This window comes from Streptomyces sp. NPDC018029, assembly GCF_044327655.1.
Lineage (GTDB): Bacteria > Actinomycetota > Actinomycetes > Streptomycetales > Streptomycetaceae > Streptomyces.
On sequence record NZ_JBIRFV010000003.1, the window covers coordinates 77,222 to 93,906 of the forward strand.

A 16,685-nucleotide genomic window follows, 5' to 3' on the forward strand; every position below is an offset into this window, starting at 1 on the left:
CGGTGCCCTGAAAGACGCGCTGGAGTCCGGCGAAGGAGACCTCGGCCCGGGCTCGATTGTCAGTGCCGGGGTCCACCATGAACTCATGAACAACAGCGAGCAGTTGCTGGCCCGTGTCGCCACCGAGGCGCGCGCCACCCGTCCCTGGGGCTGGGACACCCTCCCCACCCCCGTGGACGCGGCGACCCTGGCCCGGGCGGAGGCCTCCCTGGGCTTCACCCTGCCGCCCCTGCTCGCCGCGCTCTACACCCGCATAGGCGACGGCGGCTGGGGCCCGGAGTACGGCTTGTTGCCCCTGCTCGAAGGCAAGTCGTCAGGAGGCGAGCCGGCCGTCGTCGAGGAGTACTTCACGATGCGCGGCTCCGAGTGGGGCTGGCCCGAAGGCGTCCTGCCGATATCCCACTGGGGCTGCGCGATGTACGCGTGCGTGGACTGCCACACCGACGACGCGCAGGTCCTGCTCTTCGAGCCCAACGGCGGCGACCCGCGGCACGCCTGGTTCGTCGACTCCCCGGACCTCACGACGTGGCTCACCGCGTGGCTCGACGGCACGGGCTGGTACGAGGAGGACAGCGACGGCCTGGACCTGCCGGCCTGGCAGGACGCCCGCACGCGCGCGTAGGACACCCGTCCCGCAACCTCGGCCAGAGCACCCCCTCAACCGTCAGTGCCACCGCCCCGCACTCGCCCCCGCACCCCATAGGCGACGACACCCACCGCCAGCACCAGCACCCCGGCCACCACCGACGACACCGGCAGGGCGAACGCCAGCGTGACGCAGCCGATCGCGCCCACCAGTGGCACGACACGCGCTGTCGGCTCCGGACTCAGCGTCCAGGCCGACGCGTTGGCCACCCCGTAGTACACGAGCACCCCGAAGGAGGAGAAGCCGATCGCCCCACGCACATCCGCCGTCGCCGCCACCACCGCGACCACGGCCCCGACGGCGAGTTCCGCGCGGTGCGGCACCCGGAAGCGCGGATGCACGGCCGCGAGCGCCCCCGGCAGGTGCCCGTCCCGCGCCATGGCCAGCGTGGTCCGCGAGACGCCCAGGACCAGCGCGAGCAGCGAGCCGAGCGCCGCCACCGCCGCGCCCGCCCGGACCACCGGCACCAGCCCCGGTGCCCCCGCCGCACGCGCCGCCTCCACCAGCGGCGCCGACGCACCGGCGAGCCCGTCGGAACCGAGTACGGTCAGCGCGGCCACCGCCACGGCCGCGTACGCGCACAGCGTGATGCCCAAGGCCAGCGGGATCGCCCGCGGAATGGTCCGCGCGGGGTCTCGTACCTCCTCGCCGAGCGTCGCGATCCGCGCGTACCCGGCGAAGGCGAAGAACAGCAGCCCGGCCCCCTGCAACACCCCACCGAACCCACCCGAGAGCCCCACGTCGAGGCGTCCCGCGTCGGAGGCCCCCGATCCCGCGCAAGCGGCCACGACGGCCGCCAGCACGGCGAGCACCACAGCGACGATCCCGCGCGTCAGCCACGCCGACTTCTGCACACCCACATAGTTGACGGCGGTCAGCAGCACCACGGCTCCGACGGCCACCGCGTGCGCCTGCCCCGGCCAGAGGTACGCCCCCACGGTGAGCGCCATCGCCGCACACGAAGCGGTCTTGCCGACGACGAACGCCCAGCCCGCCAAGTAGCCCCAGAACGCTCCGAGCCGCTCCCGCCCGTAGATGTAGGTCCCACCCGACGCGGGGTAGCGGGCGGCGAGCCGTGCCGACGACATCGCGTTGCAGTACGCCACCACGGCGGCGACGCCGAGGCCGATCAGCAGCCCCGACCCGGCGGCTCCCGCGGCCGGCCCGAGCGCCGCGAAGATCCCTGCGCCCATCATCGAGCCGAGGCCGATCACCACCGCGTCGAAGACGCCGAGCGTCCGCCGAAGCTCCGGCTGCTGTGTCATACGCCGCACCCTACGGATCACCGCAACCGCGACTCTCCGTAGAGACGTCCTTCAGGACAACAGCGCACAAAAGCTCACCGCGCGAGAAAGGCCGGGTCACCGCATGGGCATCATCAGCTGGATCGTTCTGGGACTGCTGGCCGGAGCCGTCGCCAAACTGCTGCTGCCCGGTCGCGACCCGGGCGGCTTCATCGGCACGACCGTCATCGGCATCGCCGGCGCCTTCATCGGCGGCTGGATCTCCGCCCGCTACCTCGACCACCCCATCGCCGACGACTTCTACGACGGCGCCACCTGGGCGGCGGCCATCGGCGGCTCACTGGTCCTGCTGGTCGCGTACCGCATCCTCTTCGGCCACTCGCGGCGCTGAGACGCCGTCCCCCGATCTGCGGCCAGCAGCAAGGGCGGGCACCCCACCCGGGGCGCCCGCCCTCCGTCGTCCGTACGGCAGCGGACCACCGGCCGTACGACCGGCAGTGCTACCGGTAGTTCACGAACTGCAGCGCGAAGTCGAAGTCCTGCCCCTTGAGCAGCGCCTGTACGGCCTGGAGGTCGTCGCGGCTCTTCGAGCTGACCCGCAGCTCGTCGCCCTGGACCTGCGCCTTGACGCCCTTGGGGCCCTCATCGCGGATGATCTTGGCGACCTTCTTCGCGTTCTCCTGGGAGATGCCCTCCTCGATGGAGGCGAAGATCTTGTACTCCTTGCCGGACAGCTGCGGCTCGCCCACCTCCAGCGCCTTCAGCGAGATGCCGCGCTTGACCAGCTTGGACTGGAAGACATCGAGGATCGCCTTGACCCGCTCCTCGCCGCTCGCCTCCATCAGGATCTTCTCGCCGGACCACGAGATCGAGGCGCCCGTGCCCTTGAAGTCGTAACGCTGCGAGATCTCCTTGGCGGCCTGGTTGAGGGCGTTGTCGACCTCCTGCCGCTCGACCTTCGAGACGATGTCGAAACTGGAGTCGGCCATGTCCTGTGGCTCCTTGTATCGGGGTATGCGTACTCAGCGGTTACACGGCCGACTGACGCTGGCCGCATCCGCAAAGCCTAGCCACCGCCCCCGCGCGGGGTGCCGCTCAATCGGGTGGCGAAGCACCCCTGTGCATCAGGTATCGTTTACGTCGTTGCCACGGAGCGCCGCGAAAGCGGAGCTTGGCGACAAACCCGGCGGTGTGCCCGAGCGGCCAAAGGGAGCAGACTGTAAATCTGCCGGCTCAGCCTTCCCAGGTTCGAATCCTGGCGCCGCCACATGAAGGTAAACCCTCTCCGATCTGCGGAAACGCAGATCGGAGGGGGTTTCTTCGTATGCGGCGGTGCGGGTGTTCAGACCGTGCTGAGACGCCCCCGTACGACTTTCGTGGACTCCGGCAGCAGATGGGCGCCGACAAGGGCGGTGTCCTCGGGGACACGCAGAGTGAGCAGGGAGCGCACCCTCTCCAGGGTGCTGAGGTCGATGCTCGGCTGGAGCGTATCGATGGTGAGCTCGCACAGTTTGGGGAAGAGGCCCAGCCAGTCCCAGGTGGATCCCACGTCCGCCTCGACCCACAGATGGGTGAGGCGCTGCCCCGGGCACGTGGCGACGAACTCCTCGACGGTGAATTCGCCCGTGATCCTGATGCGGGAGCGGCCGCCGAAGCTGCGCAGCGCGCGCAGTTCGTTCAGGTTCGACACGGGGAAGTGGAGCCCGTCCTCAGCGAGGTGAGCGACCACCTCCTGGCCGTACAGCTCGGTGTCGTACCGCCCCCACGCCTGGGCGAGTTCATTGCGTACCCGCAGGTCAGGGTGGTTGCGGTAGAGGGCGAGCACCTCGATCGCGGCATACGTGGCGATGGGCGTGGCGGTCAGCACGGTGAAGTACGCCTCATCGGCCACGACGCGGTAGGCGGCCTCCGCCGCCGCGGCCGCCGCCTTCTGCTCTTCCGTGGCGAAGGGGCCCGGGGCGTTCGGGCGCGTGGGCAGCTCCCGGGGGCCGGACAGCAGCTCGATGACGACGGGACCGATGGCCGCCAGGGCGCGCGCCTGGTCCGGCGAACGCGGCGGGATGAGGGCCGCGGCCCGCTCCTGCACCTCCGCCCGTACCGAAGGGGCGAGCTCGGTCGCGTGCTCCAGGCAGGCGGCCGCGAGGAGGTGGAGCCGGTCCATGCCCTGACGCGAGGTGTCCTCGCGCCTGATGAGGCCGGTGAGGAGATACGTCCGCTCGGTGGGCCGCGCATGGGCGACGGCCATGCGGATGACGTCCTCCCACTGGTCCAGGTGCGCGTTGGCGATGAGGAAGTCGAAGTCGAGCCCTTCGACCGCCGCCTTGGCGCCCAGGTAGTCCTGGAAGGTCCGGTGGACGAAATCCATGGAGTCCGCACTCGGTTCCCGGAGGAGGCCGCTGCGGACGAGCAGATGCCTGTAGACCTCCTCCGGAGTGCCCTGTTCGGCGACCTTCGGCATGGCCGGCAGGACCTGGCCCAGGAGCTCCACCGCGTCGGTGCGGTTCATCTCGGAGCGGCCGTTGCGGATCATCCAGTAGGCCAGTTTCTGGATCAGCTGGATGTGCTCGGCCTCGCTGATGTGGATGGGCCCGGACTTGTGCACACCGCGCTCACGGTCGCGCCGGAAGAGCAGCATGGACAGGGCCGCGTCGTAGATCTCCTTGCGGCCCTCGGGCAGGAAGCCGCGGCGGTCCTGGTGCAGTGCGCAGATCAGGCCGCACATCAGCGGGTTGATCGCGAGCCTGCTCAGGTCCTCCTGGGCGCGGACCGCACGCAGCAGCTCGGTGGCGTACTGGTCACTGATGCCGGCCGCCTTGTGCCACCGCTGGATGAACTCCGCGATGTTGGCCCGGTTCATGGGGGCGAGGTCCAGCTCGGCGAAGTCGTCGTCGGTCAGCCAGCGTTCCCGTACGGCAGACGGCCGGGAGGTGACGAGCCAGCGGTTGTCGGGGTAGGCGCTGAGCAGCTCCCGCAGCCAGCGACGGGCGTCGTTGCGGTCGTCCTCGGGCACCTCGTCGATGCCGTCGACCAGGATGAGCCCGCGTCCCTCCTGCAGCACCCGGTCGATCCAGCCGTGCGGCTGGCTTCCGGCGATCGGGCAGTCCACCGCGGCCAGGAAGCCGTCGGGAGCGGGCAGCGGAGCGCCACTACGGGTCAGGGTACGCAGAGGGAGGACGAAAGGCACGACTCCGTAGAGGTACAGCAGCTGCTCATCCAGGGACTTCTTCGCCGTGGTCACCGCCAGCCACTGGATGAGAGTGGTCTTTCCGGAGCCGGCCACACCTCGTAGGAGTACGCGGTTACGGCCCGCCAGGACGTGGTCGGCCGAGACCACGCTGGGAGTGGCGCTCAACGCGTCGGCGGCCGCGTCCAGCCTGAGGTAGGCCACGTCGAGCCGCCAGCTCTCCGGGGCTCCGGACAGGTCGAGGCCGAAGATGCTCAGCTTGCCGTGCTTGGTCGCGATGTAGTGCGCGTACCGCTCCTCGAACGGCCCGTCAGCCGGGGAGGGTGACCGGGTGATCAGGGAGTCGATCTTGCGGGTCAACTCCTCGATGCCGCGGCTCTGTTCGAGCAGGGTGCGGGGGACGAAGGTGGACCGCTGGGTGAAGAAGTTCAGGATGTGCAGGCACGCGGTGTCCAGCACGCCGGCGTGCAGGGTGACCGCGTCGTGGGACAGGCCGAGCGTCGCCGTCCGGTTCTGGGCGCGCAGGTGCCGGGAGAGCTCCAGATGACCGAGCCGTACGGCCTGCACATCGTCCATGTCGAGTGTGCCGAGGGTGCGCAGGGAGTCGGTGACGGCGTGGATCACGGCCTGTTTCTCGAAGGAGGGCAGCAGCTCTTCCACGCCGGTCGAGTGGGCGGCTCGCTTGACCAGCTCCTCCGCGATCTTGTGCAGATCCTTGTCGGAGAGCGTCCGCTTCTCACCGCGGAACGAGACGAGCCGCGACACCCGGACGGGTCTGTCGACCAGCTCGGCTCCGGCGCCCTCGGACACGAACAACTTCCTGACCAGCGGTCCCACGATGCTCGAGGCGAGCCGGGCTCCGATCACGGCGGGTTCCATCAGCCCAGCCCTCCGAGGCGTTCCGCGCGGCGTGCGCGGCCCGAGCCGCCGACCGCCCTCGCGGCAGGATAGGGCCGAACGCGGGACGGAATGCCCAACTTCCCGGATACGTCACCCAGTTGGGAGTCGCTTCTTTGACCTGCCGGAATGCTGGAGGGATGAGTGTCCGTACGTACTTTCGGAGCGTCTGGTCACGGCGCGCGGCCACGCCGCCCGCACGGGCACACTGATCCCATGTCGTCCCGTCGCAGAAACTGCCCGGAGTGCCGCCGCGAGATCGCCGTCGTCGGCGGCCGGTTCGCCCGCCACGACCCGCCGGGCCCGCGCGGCACCGGTGACCTGATCTCCTGTCCGGGGTCCCGCAGGCAGGCCCCGCTGGGAGCCGCACAGGCGGCTCTGGACGGCTATGTGGTCCCGGACCACCCCGGGCAGCTCCCGCTGTTCTGAGCGGGCCTCAGAAGCCGTCCTCGGACCGGCCGAACGGCGATCCCGCGAACCTCAGTTGCCCGCGACCGACTTGACCGCCACCGACACCGGCACGGACCCGCTGACCAGCTCCAGCGTCAGCCCGGCCGTCGCCGGTGTCTCCAGGAGCTCCGCGAGCACCGCGGCGACGTCGTCCCGTGGGACCGGCCCGCGCCCGGTCGACGCCTCCAGGCGTACGAGGCCGGTGCCCGCGTCGTCCGTCAGCATCCCGGGACGCAGGATCGTCCAGTCGAGGGCGGCACGCGCGCGTACGTTCGCGTCCGCCTCGCCCTTGGCCCGCAGATAGGCGTCGAAGACCTCGTCGCCCTGGTGCTCGGGGTCGGCGCCCATCGACGACACGACGATGTAGCGCCGCACCCCGGCCCGCTCCGCCGCGTCCGCGAAGAGCACGGCCGCGCCACGGTCCACGGTGTTCTTGCGGTCGACGCCGCTGCCCGGCCCCGCGCCCGCCGCGAAGACCGCCGCGTCGGCGCCGCGCAGCCGCTCGGCGACCTCGTCGACCGACGCCGACTCCAGGTCGCACAACACCGGTTCGGCACCCGCCGCGCGCAGATCGGCCTCCTGATCGGCGTTGCGGATCACCCCGGCGACTTCGTCACCACGCGCGGCGAGCAGACGCTCCAGCCGCAGCGCGATCTGACCATGACCCCCAGCGATGACAATGCGCATACTCCCGACCGTACGGCAGGGCGGACGCGATCGCTCAACGCGCGCGTGGGGACCACGGGGAACACGCGCGTGCGCCCCACGGGAACATGCGCGTGGGGCCTGGGAAACACGCGCGGGGGCCCGGGCCCCGCCCGCGTGGGACCCGGAAATCACGACAGCGAGGCACGCCACGCACGCGTGGAGGCCGTCCAGCCCTCAGGAGGACGGCTCGTCACCCTTCGGGCGTCCGGGCGTCGCCCCCGTCGACCGACCCTGCCGCGGCAGGTCCAGCGCCACCGCCACCGCGGAGTCGCAGTACTCGCGCACCGCACTGGTCCGCGCCACGACGCGCCCTCCGTGCACCACGATCCGGCTGTACGCGAGCGACAGCGCCCCCGCGAGCCGGTCGCCGCGCACGGCGAGCAGTTCGGCGGGAAAGCCCGCCTCCACCCGCACCTCGGGCAGCCCCATGGCCGTCCGCGCGGCCCCGCTCACCGCTCCGTAGGCGTCCTCGGGCCGCAGCCCGAACCCCGTGGCCAGCAGGTACGCCGCCTCCAGCGGATCCCCGCGCCCCACCGGGTTCGACACGTCCCGCATCGCCCCGCTGCCCGCGGCGACCCGCACCCCGGCCGCGCGCAGCAGCCGCACGGGAGCCGTCCTGCGCCGTTCCGCGCTCCCGCAGCCGCCCTGAGGCAGACACACCACCGTCACCCCGGCCGACGCGAGCTGCTCGGCGGTGCGCGAGGCCACGTCGGCGGGCAGCCGTCCGAGACCGCCGCACGGCCCGACCGTCACCCCGGCCCGCAGACCGGCCGCCATCGCCGCGAGCCGCCCGAGCCGGGCCGGGTCGTCACCGTCCGTGTGCAGGTCGACCGGGCACCCGTGCTCCGCGGCGAGCTCCAGGACCGCCTCCGTGTAGCCCGTCGGGTCGGGGTCGAGATCAGGACAACCGCCCACTACGGAGGCGCCCATTTTCACCGCGTCCCGCAGCATCGCGAGCCCGTCGGCGCCCGCGACGCCGGTCAGCAGCCGCGGCACCGCGACGGTCGTCATGTCGACCAGACCCCGCAGCGAGCGCCGCGCCTGAAGCACCGCCTCCATCGGGCCGAGCCCCTGCACGTCACCGATCCGCACGTGCGAACGCACCGCCGTGGCGCCGTGTCCGAGCTGCAGCAGGGCCGCCTCGGTGGCCCTGCGCTGCACGTCCGGGACGTCGTACGAGACGGGGCCCACCGTGTCCGCCGACAGCGCCGTGTCGCCGTGTGCGTGCGGCTCCGCGGGCGCCGGCAGCAGGAGGTAGCCGTCGAGGTCCACGCGCGCGGCGTGCGAGGTCAGGCTGCCGGCTGTGCCGACCGCCTCGATGCGCCCGCCGCCGAGCCGGACGTCGACGGTCCGGCCGTCGGTGAGCCGGGCACCGCAGAGCAGCAGGGCCCCCGGATCGTCCGCGGGGCCGGAACCGGACGGTCCAGGGGCACCGGAGGAGTGGGGCTGCTGCGGCTGGCTGTCGGGCATCGCACTCCTGGGGCTCGGGGGACGGCTGCAGTCGTTTCGAGGCGTCAAGATCACGCAGCGCGCGTCGAGCCTAGGACGGCGAAAGGCCCGCTTCGAGGAGGAGCGGAATAGTCGTACCGGTGTGGTTCGAGCAGGCGGACGGGGCGTTCACAGACGCCTGTGGCGGGCCGGCCGACGTCCTGGGGCAGCCCCGGCGAAACGGATTTGGGCGATCGGCGACCAACCGTGTAATGTCTTCATCGCTCGCCCCAATAGCTCAGTCGGTAGAGCGTCTCCATGGTAAGGAGAAGGTCTGCGGTTCGATTCCGCATTGGGGCTCTGATGTCGAGTGATCCTCGCTTTCGGGCGAGGAGATCACGGCATCGCAGCGGTGTAGCTCAGTCGGTAGAGCAAGCGGCTCATAATCGCTGTGTCACCGGTTCAAGTCCGGTCACCGCTACTCCTGGTAGCCGATTGTGGGGTCGGTCCTTCGATCGGCTACTCTTTTATGCGTTCATCCGTCCATCGTCCGTCCAAGGAGCACTCACGTGGCTGCCACCGACGTCCGCCCGAAGATCACGCTGGCCTGCGTGGAGTGCAAGGAGCGGAACTACATCACCAAGAAGAACCGGCGTAACGACCCGGACCGACTGGAGATGAAGAAGCACTGCCCGCGCTGCAACGCGCACACTGCGCACCGCGAAACGCGCTAAACACAGGCTCGTACACGAGGCCGTCCCCGTTGTTCGGGGGCGGCCTCGCGTCGTTTACGAAACCAACCGCAGGAGGTGCCGAGCCCATGGCGCTCGACCAGTCCTTCGTGGGGCGGTCCTATCCCCCCACTGATCCTTATGAGGTCGGCCGGGAGAAGATCCGTGAGTTCGCCGAAGCGGTGGGAGACGCCAATCCCGCCTACACGGACACGGAGACAGCCAAAGCGCTCGGTTACCCCGATGTGATCGCTCCGCCCACTTTTGTGTTTGCGATCACGTTCAAGGCGGCGGGTCAGGTCATCGAGGACCCGCAGCTGGGCCTCGATTACAGCCGCGTGGTGCACGGAGACCAGAAGTTCGCCTACAGCCGCCCGGTGCGCGCGGGTGACCGGCTCACGGTCAGCTCGACCATCGAGGGGATCAAGTCGCTCGCGGGCAACGACATCCTGGACATCCGCGGCGAGGTCCACGACGAGGCCGGCGAGCACGTCGTGACCGCCTGGATCAAGCTCGTCGCGCGTGCGGCGGAGCCCGCGGCAGAGGAGGCGTGAAGCGATGACGGCGAAGATTTCCTACGACGACGTCGAGGTCGGCACCGAGCTGCCGGCCCAGTCCTTCCCGGTGACCCGCGCCACCCTCGTGCGGTACGCGGGCGCCTCCGGTGACTTCAACCCGATCCACTGGAACGAGAAGTTCGCGGTCGAGGTCGGCCTCCCCGACGTCATCGCCCACGGCATGTTCACCATGGCCGAGGCGATCCGCGTCGTGACCGACTGGCTGGGCGATCCCGGGGCCGTCGTCGAGTACGGCGTCCGCTTCACCAAGCCGGTCGTCGTCCCGAACGACGACAAGGGTGCCACCATCGACGTCAGCGCCAAGGTCGCGGCCAAGCTGGACGACAACCGCGTGCGGGTCGACCTTCTCGCGAAGAGCGGCGACCAGAAGGTCCTCGGCATGTCGCGAGCGGTCGTGCAGCTGGCCTGACGGCCGTTGAGGGTCTGCAGGGCTTCTACGTAGACGCAGGTAAGGGGCACCCCGCAATGGGGGGTGCCCCTTACGCATGTCCGCAGAGGCGGCAGCAGAGACGCCAGCAGCACGCTTGACTGCTTAGTGATTGGCCACTAACTTAGCCGCATGGTCAGGATGAGCGCAGAAGAGCGGCGCGAAAGCGTCGTCCGCGCGGCGATGGTCGAGTTCGCCCGCGGGGGCTACAACGGCACGTCCACCGAGGTGATCGCCAAGCGGGTGGGTGTGTCACAGCCGTACCTCTTCCGGCTCTTTCCGGGGAAGCAGGCCATCTTCCTCGCCGCGTCCGGCCGCTGCTGCGAGGAGGTCACCGAGGTCTTCCGCAAGGCGTCCGAGGGGCTGGAGGGGGAGGAGGCGCTGCACGCCATGGGTGAGGCCTATCAGGCGCTCATCGCCGACGACCCGGACAAGCTCCTCATGCAGATGCAGATGTACGTCGCCGTGGCCTCCGCGGAGGCGTCGGGCGACCGGGAGTTCGGCGACGCGCTGCGGGCCGCCTGGATGGAGATGTACGACACGGTCCGCCTCGCGCTGGGCGCGGACGTCGGGGAGGCGACGCAGTTCCTGGCGTACGGGATGCTGATCAACGTCTTGGTGTCGATGGGATTCAAGCCCGACCACCGGGTGTGGGCCGGCTTCTACGATTCTGCGCAGCCCAAGACGTGAGTACGCGCGGGTCGGAGGAGTGCGTTTTTCTACGGCCAGGAAAGTTAGTCATCAATAACTAACCTCAGGGGGAAAGCAATGTCACAACAGACAGCGCAGCGCGGGGGAGCGGCCTGGGCCCTCGTCATCACCAGCGTCGCCGGATTCATGGCGGCACTCGACAACCTCGTCGTCACCACCGCCCTGCCCTCCATCCGCGAGGACCTCGGGGGAGCCCTGCACGACCTCGAATGGACGGTGAGCGCCTACACCCTCACCTTCGCCGTGCTGCTGATGTTCGGCGCGGCCCTGGGCGACCGGTTCGGCCGCCGCCGGCTCTTCATGGTCGGCCTCTCCGTCTTCACCGGTGCCTCCGCCGCCGCGGCGCTCGCGCCGGGTCTCGACGCGCTGATCGCCGCCCGCGCGGTGCAGGGCGTCGGTGCCGCGATCATGATGCCGCTCACGCTGACCCTGCTGACCGCGGCGGTGTCGCCGGCCAAGCGCGGCATGGCGTACGGCATCTGGGGCGCCGTCAACGGCCTCGCGGTCGCCGGTGGCCCGCTGATCGGCGGCAGCCTCACCGAGCACGTCTCCTGGCAGTGGATCTTCTGGCTGAACGTCCCGCTCGGCCTGGTCCTGCTGCCCCTCGCCCGCCTCCGCCTCGCCGAGTCGTACGCCCGCGGCGCCCGTCTCGACATCGTGGGCACCCTGCTGGCCAGCGGTGGACTCTTCGGAATCGTGTACGCCCTGGTGCGCGGCCCCATCGACGGCTGGTCCAGCGCCACGGTCCTCGTCAGCCTCACCGTGGGCATCGCGCTGCTCGGCGGCTTCGTTCGGCACGGGATGCACCACAAGGCGCCCATGCTTCCGATGCGCCTCTTCCGTAGTCGTGCGTTTTCCGGGATCAACGCCGCGAGCCTGCTGATGTTCCTCGGGATGTTCGGCTCGATCTTCCTGCTCAGCCAGTACATGCAGAACGTCCTCGGCTACTCGCCGACCGAAGCCGGGCTGCGGATGCTGCCCTGGACCGGCATGCCGATGCTCGTCTCGCCGCTCGCCGGCTACCTCTCCGACCGGATAGGCGGCCGCCCGGTCGTCGCCGCCGGGCTCTTCCTCCAGGCCACGGGGCTGGCCTGGTACGCCACCGTGGTCGCGACCGACGCCACGTACAGCGCCCAGCTGCCGGCGCTGATCATCAGCGGCATCGGCATGTCCCTGTACTTCGCCCCGGCGTCCAACCTGGTCATGTCCAGCGTCCGCCCGCAGGAGCAGGGCATCGCCTCCGGTGCCAACAACGCGCTGCGCGAGGTCGGCGGCGCCCTCGGCATCGCCGTGATGTCCTCCATCTTCTCGGCGCAGGGCGGCTACGGCTCCGGCCAGGACTTCGTCGACGGCCTGGAGCCCGCGCTCTGGGTCGGCGCCGCGGTGGTGGCCCTCGCGGCGGTGGCCGCGCTGGTCATCCCCTCCCGCGGGAAGACCGATGCGTCCGCCCCGGGCACGTCGAAGGAGCCGAACGGCGAGCTCGTCGCCGCCTGACGCCCCGCTCCACGGCTCACGACAACGGCCCCGCCCTGACCGGCGGGGCCGTTCTCGTACTCTTGAGCACGTGCAGGAACTCCACGATGCCCCGCTCGCCCCGCTGACCACCTTCCGGCTCGGCGGTCCCGCGACCCGCCTGATCACCGCGACGACCGACGCCGAGGTGATCGCCGCCGTCCGTGAGGCCGACGACTCCGGAACGCCGCTGCTGCTGATCGGCGGCGGCTCGAACCTCGTCATCGGCGACAAGGGCTTCGACGGCACCGCCCTGCGCATCGCCACCCAGGGTTTCGCGCTCGACGGCACGAAGCTGGAGCTGGCGGCCGGCGAGACCTGGACCGACGCGGTCGCGCGCACCGTCGACGCCGGTCTCGCGGGCATCGAGTGCCTCGCCGGGATCCCCGGCTCCGCGGGCGCGACCCCGATCCAGAACGTGGGGGCGTACGGCCAGGAAGTCTCGTCGACCATCACCGAAGTGATCGCGTACGACCGGAAGACGCAGGAAACGGTCGCGATGACGAACGCCGAGTGCGACTTCTCGTACCGTCACAGTCGTTTCAAGGCCGACCCCGACCGGTTCGTGGTGCTGCGGGTCCGCTTCGAGCTCGAGGACGCACAGGGGATGAGCGCCCCCATCAAGTACCCGGAGACGGCGCGCACGCTCGGTGTCGAAGCGGGCGACCGGGTCCCCGCAGCGGTGGCCAGGGAGACCGTCCTGAAGCTCCGCGCGGGCAAGGGCATGGTGCTCGACCCCGAGGACCACGACAGCTGGTCGGCCGGCTCCTTCTTCACCAACCCGATCCTCACCGAGGAGGAGTTCGCCGCCTTCCACGCGCGCGTGGAGGACCGCCTCGGCCCGGACGTCACCCCGCCCGCCTTCCCGACGGGCGACGGCCGCGTGAAGACCTCCGCCGCCTGGCTCATCGACAAGGCAGGCTTCACCAAGGGCTACGGAGAGGGCCGCGCCCGGATCTCCACCAAGCACACCCTCGCGCTCACCAACCGCGGCGGCGCGACCACCGAGGACCTCCTGGCACTGGCCCGCGAGGTCGTCGCCGGGGTGCACGCCGCCTTCGGCGTCACGCTGGTCAACGAACCGGTGACGGTGGGCGTCAGCCTGTAGGAGCGGTCAGCCAGTCGTCGATCCCGGCCAGCAGCTTGTCCTGCACGTCGGCGGGCGCGGCCGAGCCGCGGACCGACTGCCGAGCCAGCTCGGCCAGTTCGGCGTCGGTGAACGCGTGGTACCGCCGCGCGATCTCGTACTGCGCGGCCAGCCGCGACCCGAAGAGCAGCGGGTCGTCGGCGCCGAGCGCTATCGGCACCCCGGCCTCGAACAGCGTGCGCAGGGGAATGTCGTCCGGCTTCTCGTAGACCCCCAGGGCCACGTTGGACGCCGGGCACACCTCGCAGGTCACGCCCCGGTCCGCGAGCCGCTTCAGGAGCCGCGGGTCCTCGGCGGCCCGCACCCCGTGCCCGATCCGCGTCGCGTCCAGGTCGTCCAGACAGTCCCGCACCGACGCGGGCCCCGTCAGCTCGCCGCCGTGCGGCGCCGCCAGGAGACCGCCGTCCCGCGCGATCGCGAAGGCCCTGTCGAAGTCCCGCGCCATGCCGCGCCGCTCGTCGTTGGAGAGCCCGAAGCCGACGATGCCCCGGTCCGCGTACCGCACCGCGAGCCGCGCCAGCGTGCGGGCGTCCAGCGGGTGCTTCATGCGGTTCGCGGCGACCAGGACGCGCATGCCGAGGCCGGTCTCCCGCGAGGCGCTCTCGACGGCGTCCAGGATGATCTCCAGGGCCGGGATCAGACCGCCGAGACGCGGCGCGTACGACGTCGGGTCGACCTGGATCTCCAGCCACCCCGACCCGTCCCGCAGATCCTCCTCCGCGGCCTCGCGCACCAGGCGCCGGATGTCCTCCGGCTCGCGCAGACAGGAGCGCGCGGCGTCGTAGAGCCGCTGGAAGCGGAACCACCCGCGCTCGTCCGTGGCGCGCAGCTTCGGCGGCTCGGCGCCGGTCAGCGCCTCAGGGAGCCGCACGCCGTACTTGTCGGCGAGCTCCAGCAGGGTGGTGGGCCGCATCGACCCGGTGAAGTGCAGGTGCAGATGGGCCTTGGGCAGCTCTCTTACGTCTCGTACACGCTCCATTGGAGGATCTTGCCGTACGCACCTGGCGTCCCGGTAGCCGCTTTCCACCTTCGTGGTCTCCCCGAACGAAGAAACGGGCCGCCTCCCCGAAGAGGGGAGACGGCCCGCACGCGCGCGTGGAGCGCGAAAACCACCGAAGCGTCAGTCGCGGGCCTCGGCGAGCAGCTTCTGGATCCGCGAGACGCCCTCGACGAGGTCCTCGTCACCCAGCGCGTACGAAAGGCGGAGGTAACCCGGCGTCCCGAAGGCCTCGCCCGGAACGACCGCGACCTCGGCCTCCTCCAGGATGAGCGCGGCCAGCTCCACGGAGTCCTGCGGGCGCTTGCCGCGGATCTCCTTGCCGATGAGGCCCTTCACCGAGGGGTACGCGTAGAAGGCGCCCTCGGGCTCGGGGCAGACGACGCCCTGGATGTCGTTGAGCATCCGCACGATCGTCCTGCGACGCCGGTCGAAGGCCTCGCGCATCTTCTCGACGGCGACCAGGTCACCGGAGACGGCCGCGAGGGCGGCGGCCTGCGCGACGTTCGACACGTTGGACGTGGCGTGCGACTGGAGGTTCGTCGCGGCCTTCACGACATCCTTCGGGCCGATGATCCAGCCCACTCGCCAGCCGGTCATCGCATACGTCTTGGCGACGCCGTTGACCACGATGCACTTGTCGCGCAGCTCGGGGAGGATCGCGGGGAGCGAGGTGAACTTCGCGTCTCCGTAGACGAGGTGTTCGTAGATCTCGTCGGTCATGACCCACAGGCCGTGCTCGACGGCCCAGCGGCCGATCGCCTCGGCGTCGGCCTCGCTGTAGACGGCACCCGTGGGGTTCGACGGCGACACGAAGAGGACGACCTTCGTGCGCTCCGTGCGCGCGGCCTCCAGCTGCTCCACGGAGACGCGGTAACCGGTGGTCTCGTCGGCGACGACCGGGACCGGGACACCGCCGGCGAGACGGATCGACTCCGGGTACGTCGTCCAGTAGGGCGCGGGGACGATGACCTCGTCGCCCGGGTCGAGGATCGCGGCGAACGCCTCGTAGATGGCCTGCTTGCCGCCGTTGGTCACCAGGATCTGGGACGCGTCGACCTCGTACCCCGAATCGCGCAGGGTCTTCGTGGCGATCGCGGCCTTGAGCTCGGGGAGGCCCCCGGCCGGCGTGTAGCGGTGGAACTTCGGGTTCTTGCAGGCCTCGATGGCCGCTTCGACGATGTAGTCCGGCGTCGGGAAGTCGGGCTCGCCGGCACCGAAGCCGATCACCGGACGGCCCGCGGCCTTGAGGGCCTTGGCCTTGGCGTCGACAGCGAGGGTCGCGGACTCGGAGATCGCGCCGATGCGCGCGGACACCCGGCGCTCGGTCGGAGAAGTTGCAGCGCTCATCACCCCATCGTTCCAGACCCCGAACGGGCCCGGCGCGCGGGTTTGCCGGACCATCGGATCCCTTTCTGTTCGACGGGGCGCCGCTGAGCACGTACACTCACTGCTCGTTGGCCCTCACCGGCCGCTGCCTCCCGACGCACTCCGTGCACTTGGGCGGATGCGGTAGGTTGGGGGAAATCAAAGGGTCGTAGCTCAATTGGTAGAGCACTGGTCTCCAAAACCAGCGGTTGGGGGTTCAAGTCCCTCCGGCCCTGCTACACACTCCTTCGCCAGGATGTGTGCGCATGTACGTACTGCATTGCACCGCCGTGCGGCTCAACCGGGCGCGGCACGGCCACGACCCGGAATCAGGTGAGGACGAGTGACGGACGCCGTGGGCTCCATCGACATGCCTGATGCCCAGGACGAGGCGCCGGAGTCGAAGAAGAAGTCCCGCAAGGGCGGCAAGCGCGGCAAGAAGGGCCCCTTCGGCCGTCTCGCGCTCTTCTACCGCCAGATCATCGCGGAGCTCCGCAAGGTCGTCTGGCCGACTCGCAGTCAGCTCACGACCTACACCACAGTGGTGATTGTCTTCGTCGTCATCATGATCGGCCTTGTGACCGTGATTGACTATGGCTTCAGCCACGCTGTCAAGTACATCTTCGGCTGAGCCGAGAGCGAAGGGCGCTGTTCGTG

At 70.3% G+C, this 16,685-nt stretch carries 17 protein-coding genes and 4 tRNA genes; 14 read left to right on the forward strand and 7 right to left on the reverse strand.

Annotated features, from left to right (window positions below; translation table 11 throughout):
- Positions 1-85: 85 nt before the first annotated feature.
- Positions 86-622: an SMI1/KNR4 family protein gene (locus ACH4D5_RS08905; protein WP_398300148.1), complete on the forward strand. Its 537-nt coding sequence runs from the start codon at positions 86-88 to the stop codon at positions 620-622.
- Between the two features lie 35 nt (positions 623-657).
- Here the strand turns inward: ACH4D5_RS08905 and ACH4D5_RS08910 are convergent, their stop codons facing one another.
- Positions 658-1,911 carry an APC family permease gene (locus tag ACH4D5_RS08910; RefSeq protein WP_398300150.1) on the reverse strand — a complete coding sequence of 418 codons (1,254 nt, stop codon included), beginning with the start codon at positions 1,909-1,911 and terminating at the stop codon, positions 658-660.
- Between the two features lie 103 nt (positions 1,912-2,014).
- Between ACH4D5_RS08910 and ACH4D5_RS08915 the strand changes: the two genes are divergently transcribed.
- On the forward strand, positions 2,015-2,281 hold the full coding sequence (locus ACH4D5_RS08915; protein WP_362994366.1) for a GlsB/YeaQ/YmgE family stress response membrane protein: 267 nt from the start codon (positions 2,015-2,017) through the stop codon (positions 2,279-2,281).
- Positions 2,282-2,390: 109 nt separating this feature from the next.
- Here ACH4D5_RS08915 and ACH4D5_RS08920 read toward each other — a convergent pair whose 3' ends face one another.
- Entirely contained in the window at positions 2,391-2,879 is a 489-nt protein-coding gene (locus ACH4D5_RS08920; protein WP_362994368.1) for a YajQ family cyclic di-GMP-binding protein, read from the reverse strand.
- A 196-nt stretch (positions 2,880-3,075) separates the two neighbouring features.
- Between ACH4D5_RS08920 and ACH4D5_RS08925 the strand changes: the two genes are divergently transcribed.
- A tRNA-Tyr gene (locus ACH4D5_RS08925) sits at positions 3,076-3,157 on the forward strand.
- A 75-nt stretch (positions 3,158-3,232) separates the two neighbouring features.
- On the opposite strand, the gene ACH4D5_RS08930 is transcribed toward ACH4D5_RS08925, so the two are convergent.
- Positions 3,233-5,953, reverse strand: a complete 2,721-nt coding sequence (locus ACH4D5_RS08930) for an NACHT domain-containing protein (RefSeq protein ID WP_398300152.1) — start codon at positions 5,951-5,953, stop codon at positions 3,233-3,235.
- Between the two features lie 234 nt (positions 5,954-6,187).
- On the opposite strand from ACH4D5_RS08930, the gene ACH4D5_RS08935 reads away from it, so the two are divergent.
- The gene (locus tag ACH4D5_RS08935) at positions 6,188-6,400 is read left to right on the forward strand and encodes a hypothetical protein (protein ID WP_362994372.1); all 213 of its coding nucleotides are present in this window, start codon (positions 6,188-6,190) and stop codon (positions 6,398-6,400) included.
- Between the two features lie 51 nt (positions 6,401-6,451).
- On the opposite strand, the gene ACH4D5_RS08940 is transcribed toward ACH4D5_RS08935, so the two are convergent.
- Positions 6,452-7,108 (reverse strand): SDR family oxidoreductase, encoded by a 657-nt coding sequence (locus ACH4D5_RS08940; RefSeq protein ID WP_398300154.1) that lies wholly within the window; start codon positions 7,106-7,108, stop codon positions 6,452-6,454.
- Positions 7,109-7,303: 195 nt separating this feature from the next.
- Complete coding sequence (locus tag ACH4D5_RS08945) at positions 7,304-8,599, reverse strand: amidohydrolase family protein (RefSeq protein ID WP_398300156.1); 1,296 nt, start codon at positions 8,597-8,599, stop codon at positions 7,304-7,306.
- A gap of 245 nt (positions 8,600-8,844) precedes the next feature.
- On the opposite strand from ACH4D5_RS08945, the gene ACH4D5_RS08950 reads away from it, so the two are divergent.
- The 8 genes from ACH4D5_RS08950 (at position 8,845) to ACH4D5_RS08985 (ending at position 13,624) form a co-directional block, all read left to right on the forward strand.
- Positions 8,845-8,917 (forward strand) — tRNA-Thr (locus tag ACH4D5_RS08950).
- Positions 8,918-8,965: 48 nt separating this feature from the next.
- Positions 8,966-9,038: transfer RNA gene (locus tag ACH4D5_RS08955), tRNA-Met, on the forward strand.
- Positions 9,039-9,126: 88 nt separating this feature from the next.
- Positions 9,127-9,291 carry a 50S ribosomal protein L33 gene (rpmG, locus tag ACH4D5_RS08960; RefSeq protein WP_004571794.1) on the forward strand — a complete coding sequence of 55 codons (165 nt, stop codon included), beginning with the start codon at positions 9,127-9,129 and terminating at the stop codon, positions 9,289-9,291.
- 86 nt (positions 9,292-9,377) lie between these two features.
- Positions 9,378-9,842, forward strand: a complete 465-nt coding sequence (locus ACH4D5_RS08965; protein ID WP_398300158.1) for a MaoC family dehydratase N-terminal domain-containing protein — start codon at positions 9,378-9,380, stop codon at positions 9,840-9,842.
- Positions 9,843-9,846: 4 nt separating this feature from the next.
- On the forward strand, positions 9,847-10,275 hold the full coding sequence (locus ACH4D5_RS08970) for a MaoC family dehydratase (RefSeq protein WP_362994382.1): 429 nt from the start codon (positions 9,847-9,849) through the stop codon (positions 10,273-10,275).
- Between the two features lie 150 nt (positions 10,276-10,425).
- Positions 10,426-10,983, forward strand: a complete 558-nt coding sequence (locus tag ACH4D5_RS08975; protein WP_398300160.1) for a TetR/AcrR family transcriptional regulator — start codon at positions 10,426-10,428, stop codon at positions 10,981-10,983.
- Between the two features lie 78 nt (positions 10,984-11,061).
- The gene (locus tag ACH4D5_RS08980; protein ID WP_398300162.1) at positions 11,062-12,498 is read left to right on the forward strand and encodes an MFS transporter; all 1,437 of its coding nucleotides are present in this window, start codon (positions 11,062-11,064) and stop codon (positions 12,496-12,498) included.
- 70 nt (positions 12,499-12,568) lie between these two features.
- Complete coding sequence (locus ACH4D5_RS08985) at positions 12,569-13,624, forward strand: UDP-N-acetylmuramate dehydrogenase (RefSeq protein ID WP_398300164.1); 1,056 nt, start codon at positions 12,569-12,571, stop codon at positions 13,622-13,624.
- Here the strand turns inward: ACH4D5_RS08985 and ACH4D5_RS08990 are convergent.
- Together ACH4D5_RS08990 and ACH4D5_RS08995 are read right to left on the reverse strand one after the other, a co-directional pair.
- Positions 13,614-14,642, reverse strand: coding sequence for an adenosine deaminase (locus ACH4D5_RS08990; protein WP_398300166.1), 1,029 nt, complete (start codon positions 14,640-14,642; stop codon positions 13,614-13,616). The genes ACH4D5_RS08985 and ACH4D5_RS08990 overlap by 11 nt on opposite strands.
- 141 nt (positions 14,643-14,783) lie before the next feature.
- Positions 14,784-16,010, reverse strand: a complete 1,227-nt coding sequence (locus ACH4D5_RS08995; RefSeq protein WP_398300168.1) for a pyridoxal phosphate-dependent aminotransferase — start codon at positions 16,008-16,010, stop codon at positions 14,784-14,786.
- Positions 16,011-16,191: 181 nt separating this feature from the next.
- On the opposite strand from ACH4D5_RS08995, the gene ACH4D5_RS09000 reads away from it, so the two are divergent.
- Positions 16,192-16,264 (forward strand) — tRNA-Trp (locus ACH4D5_RS09000).
- 107 nt (positions 16,265-16,371) lie between these two features.
- Complete coding sequence (gene secE / locus ACH4D5_RS09005) at positions 16,372-16,659, forward strand: preprotein translocase subunit SecE (protein WP_398300170.1); 288 nt, start codon at positions 16,372-16,374, stop codon at positions 16,657-16,659.
- Positions 16,660-16,685 lie beyond the last annotated feature (26 nt).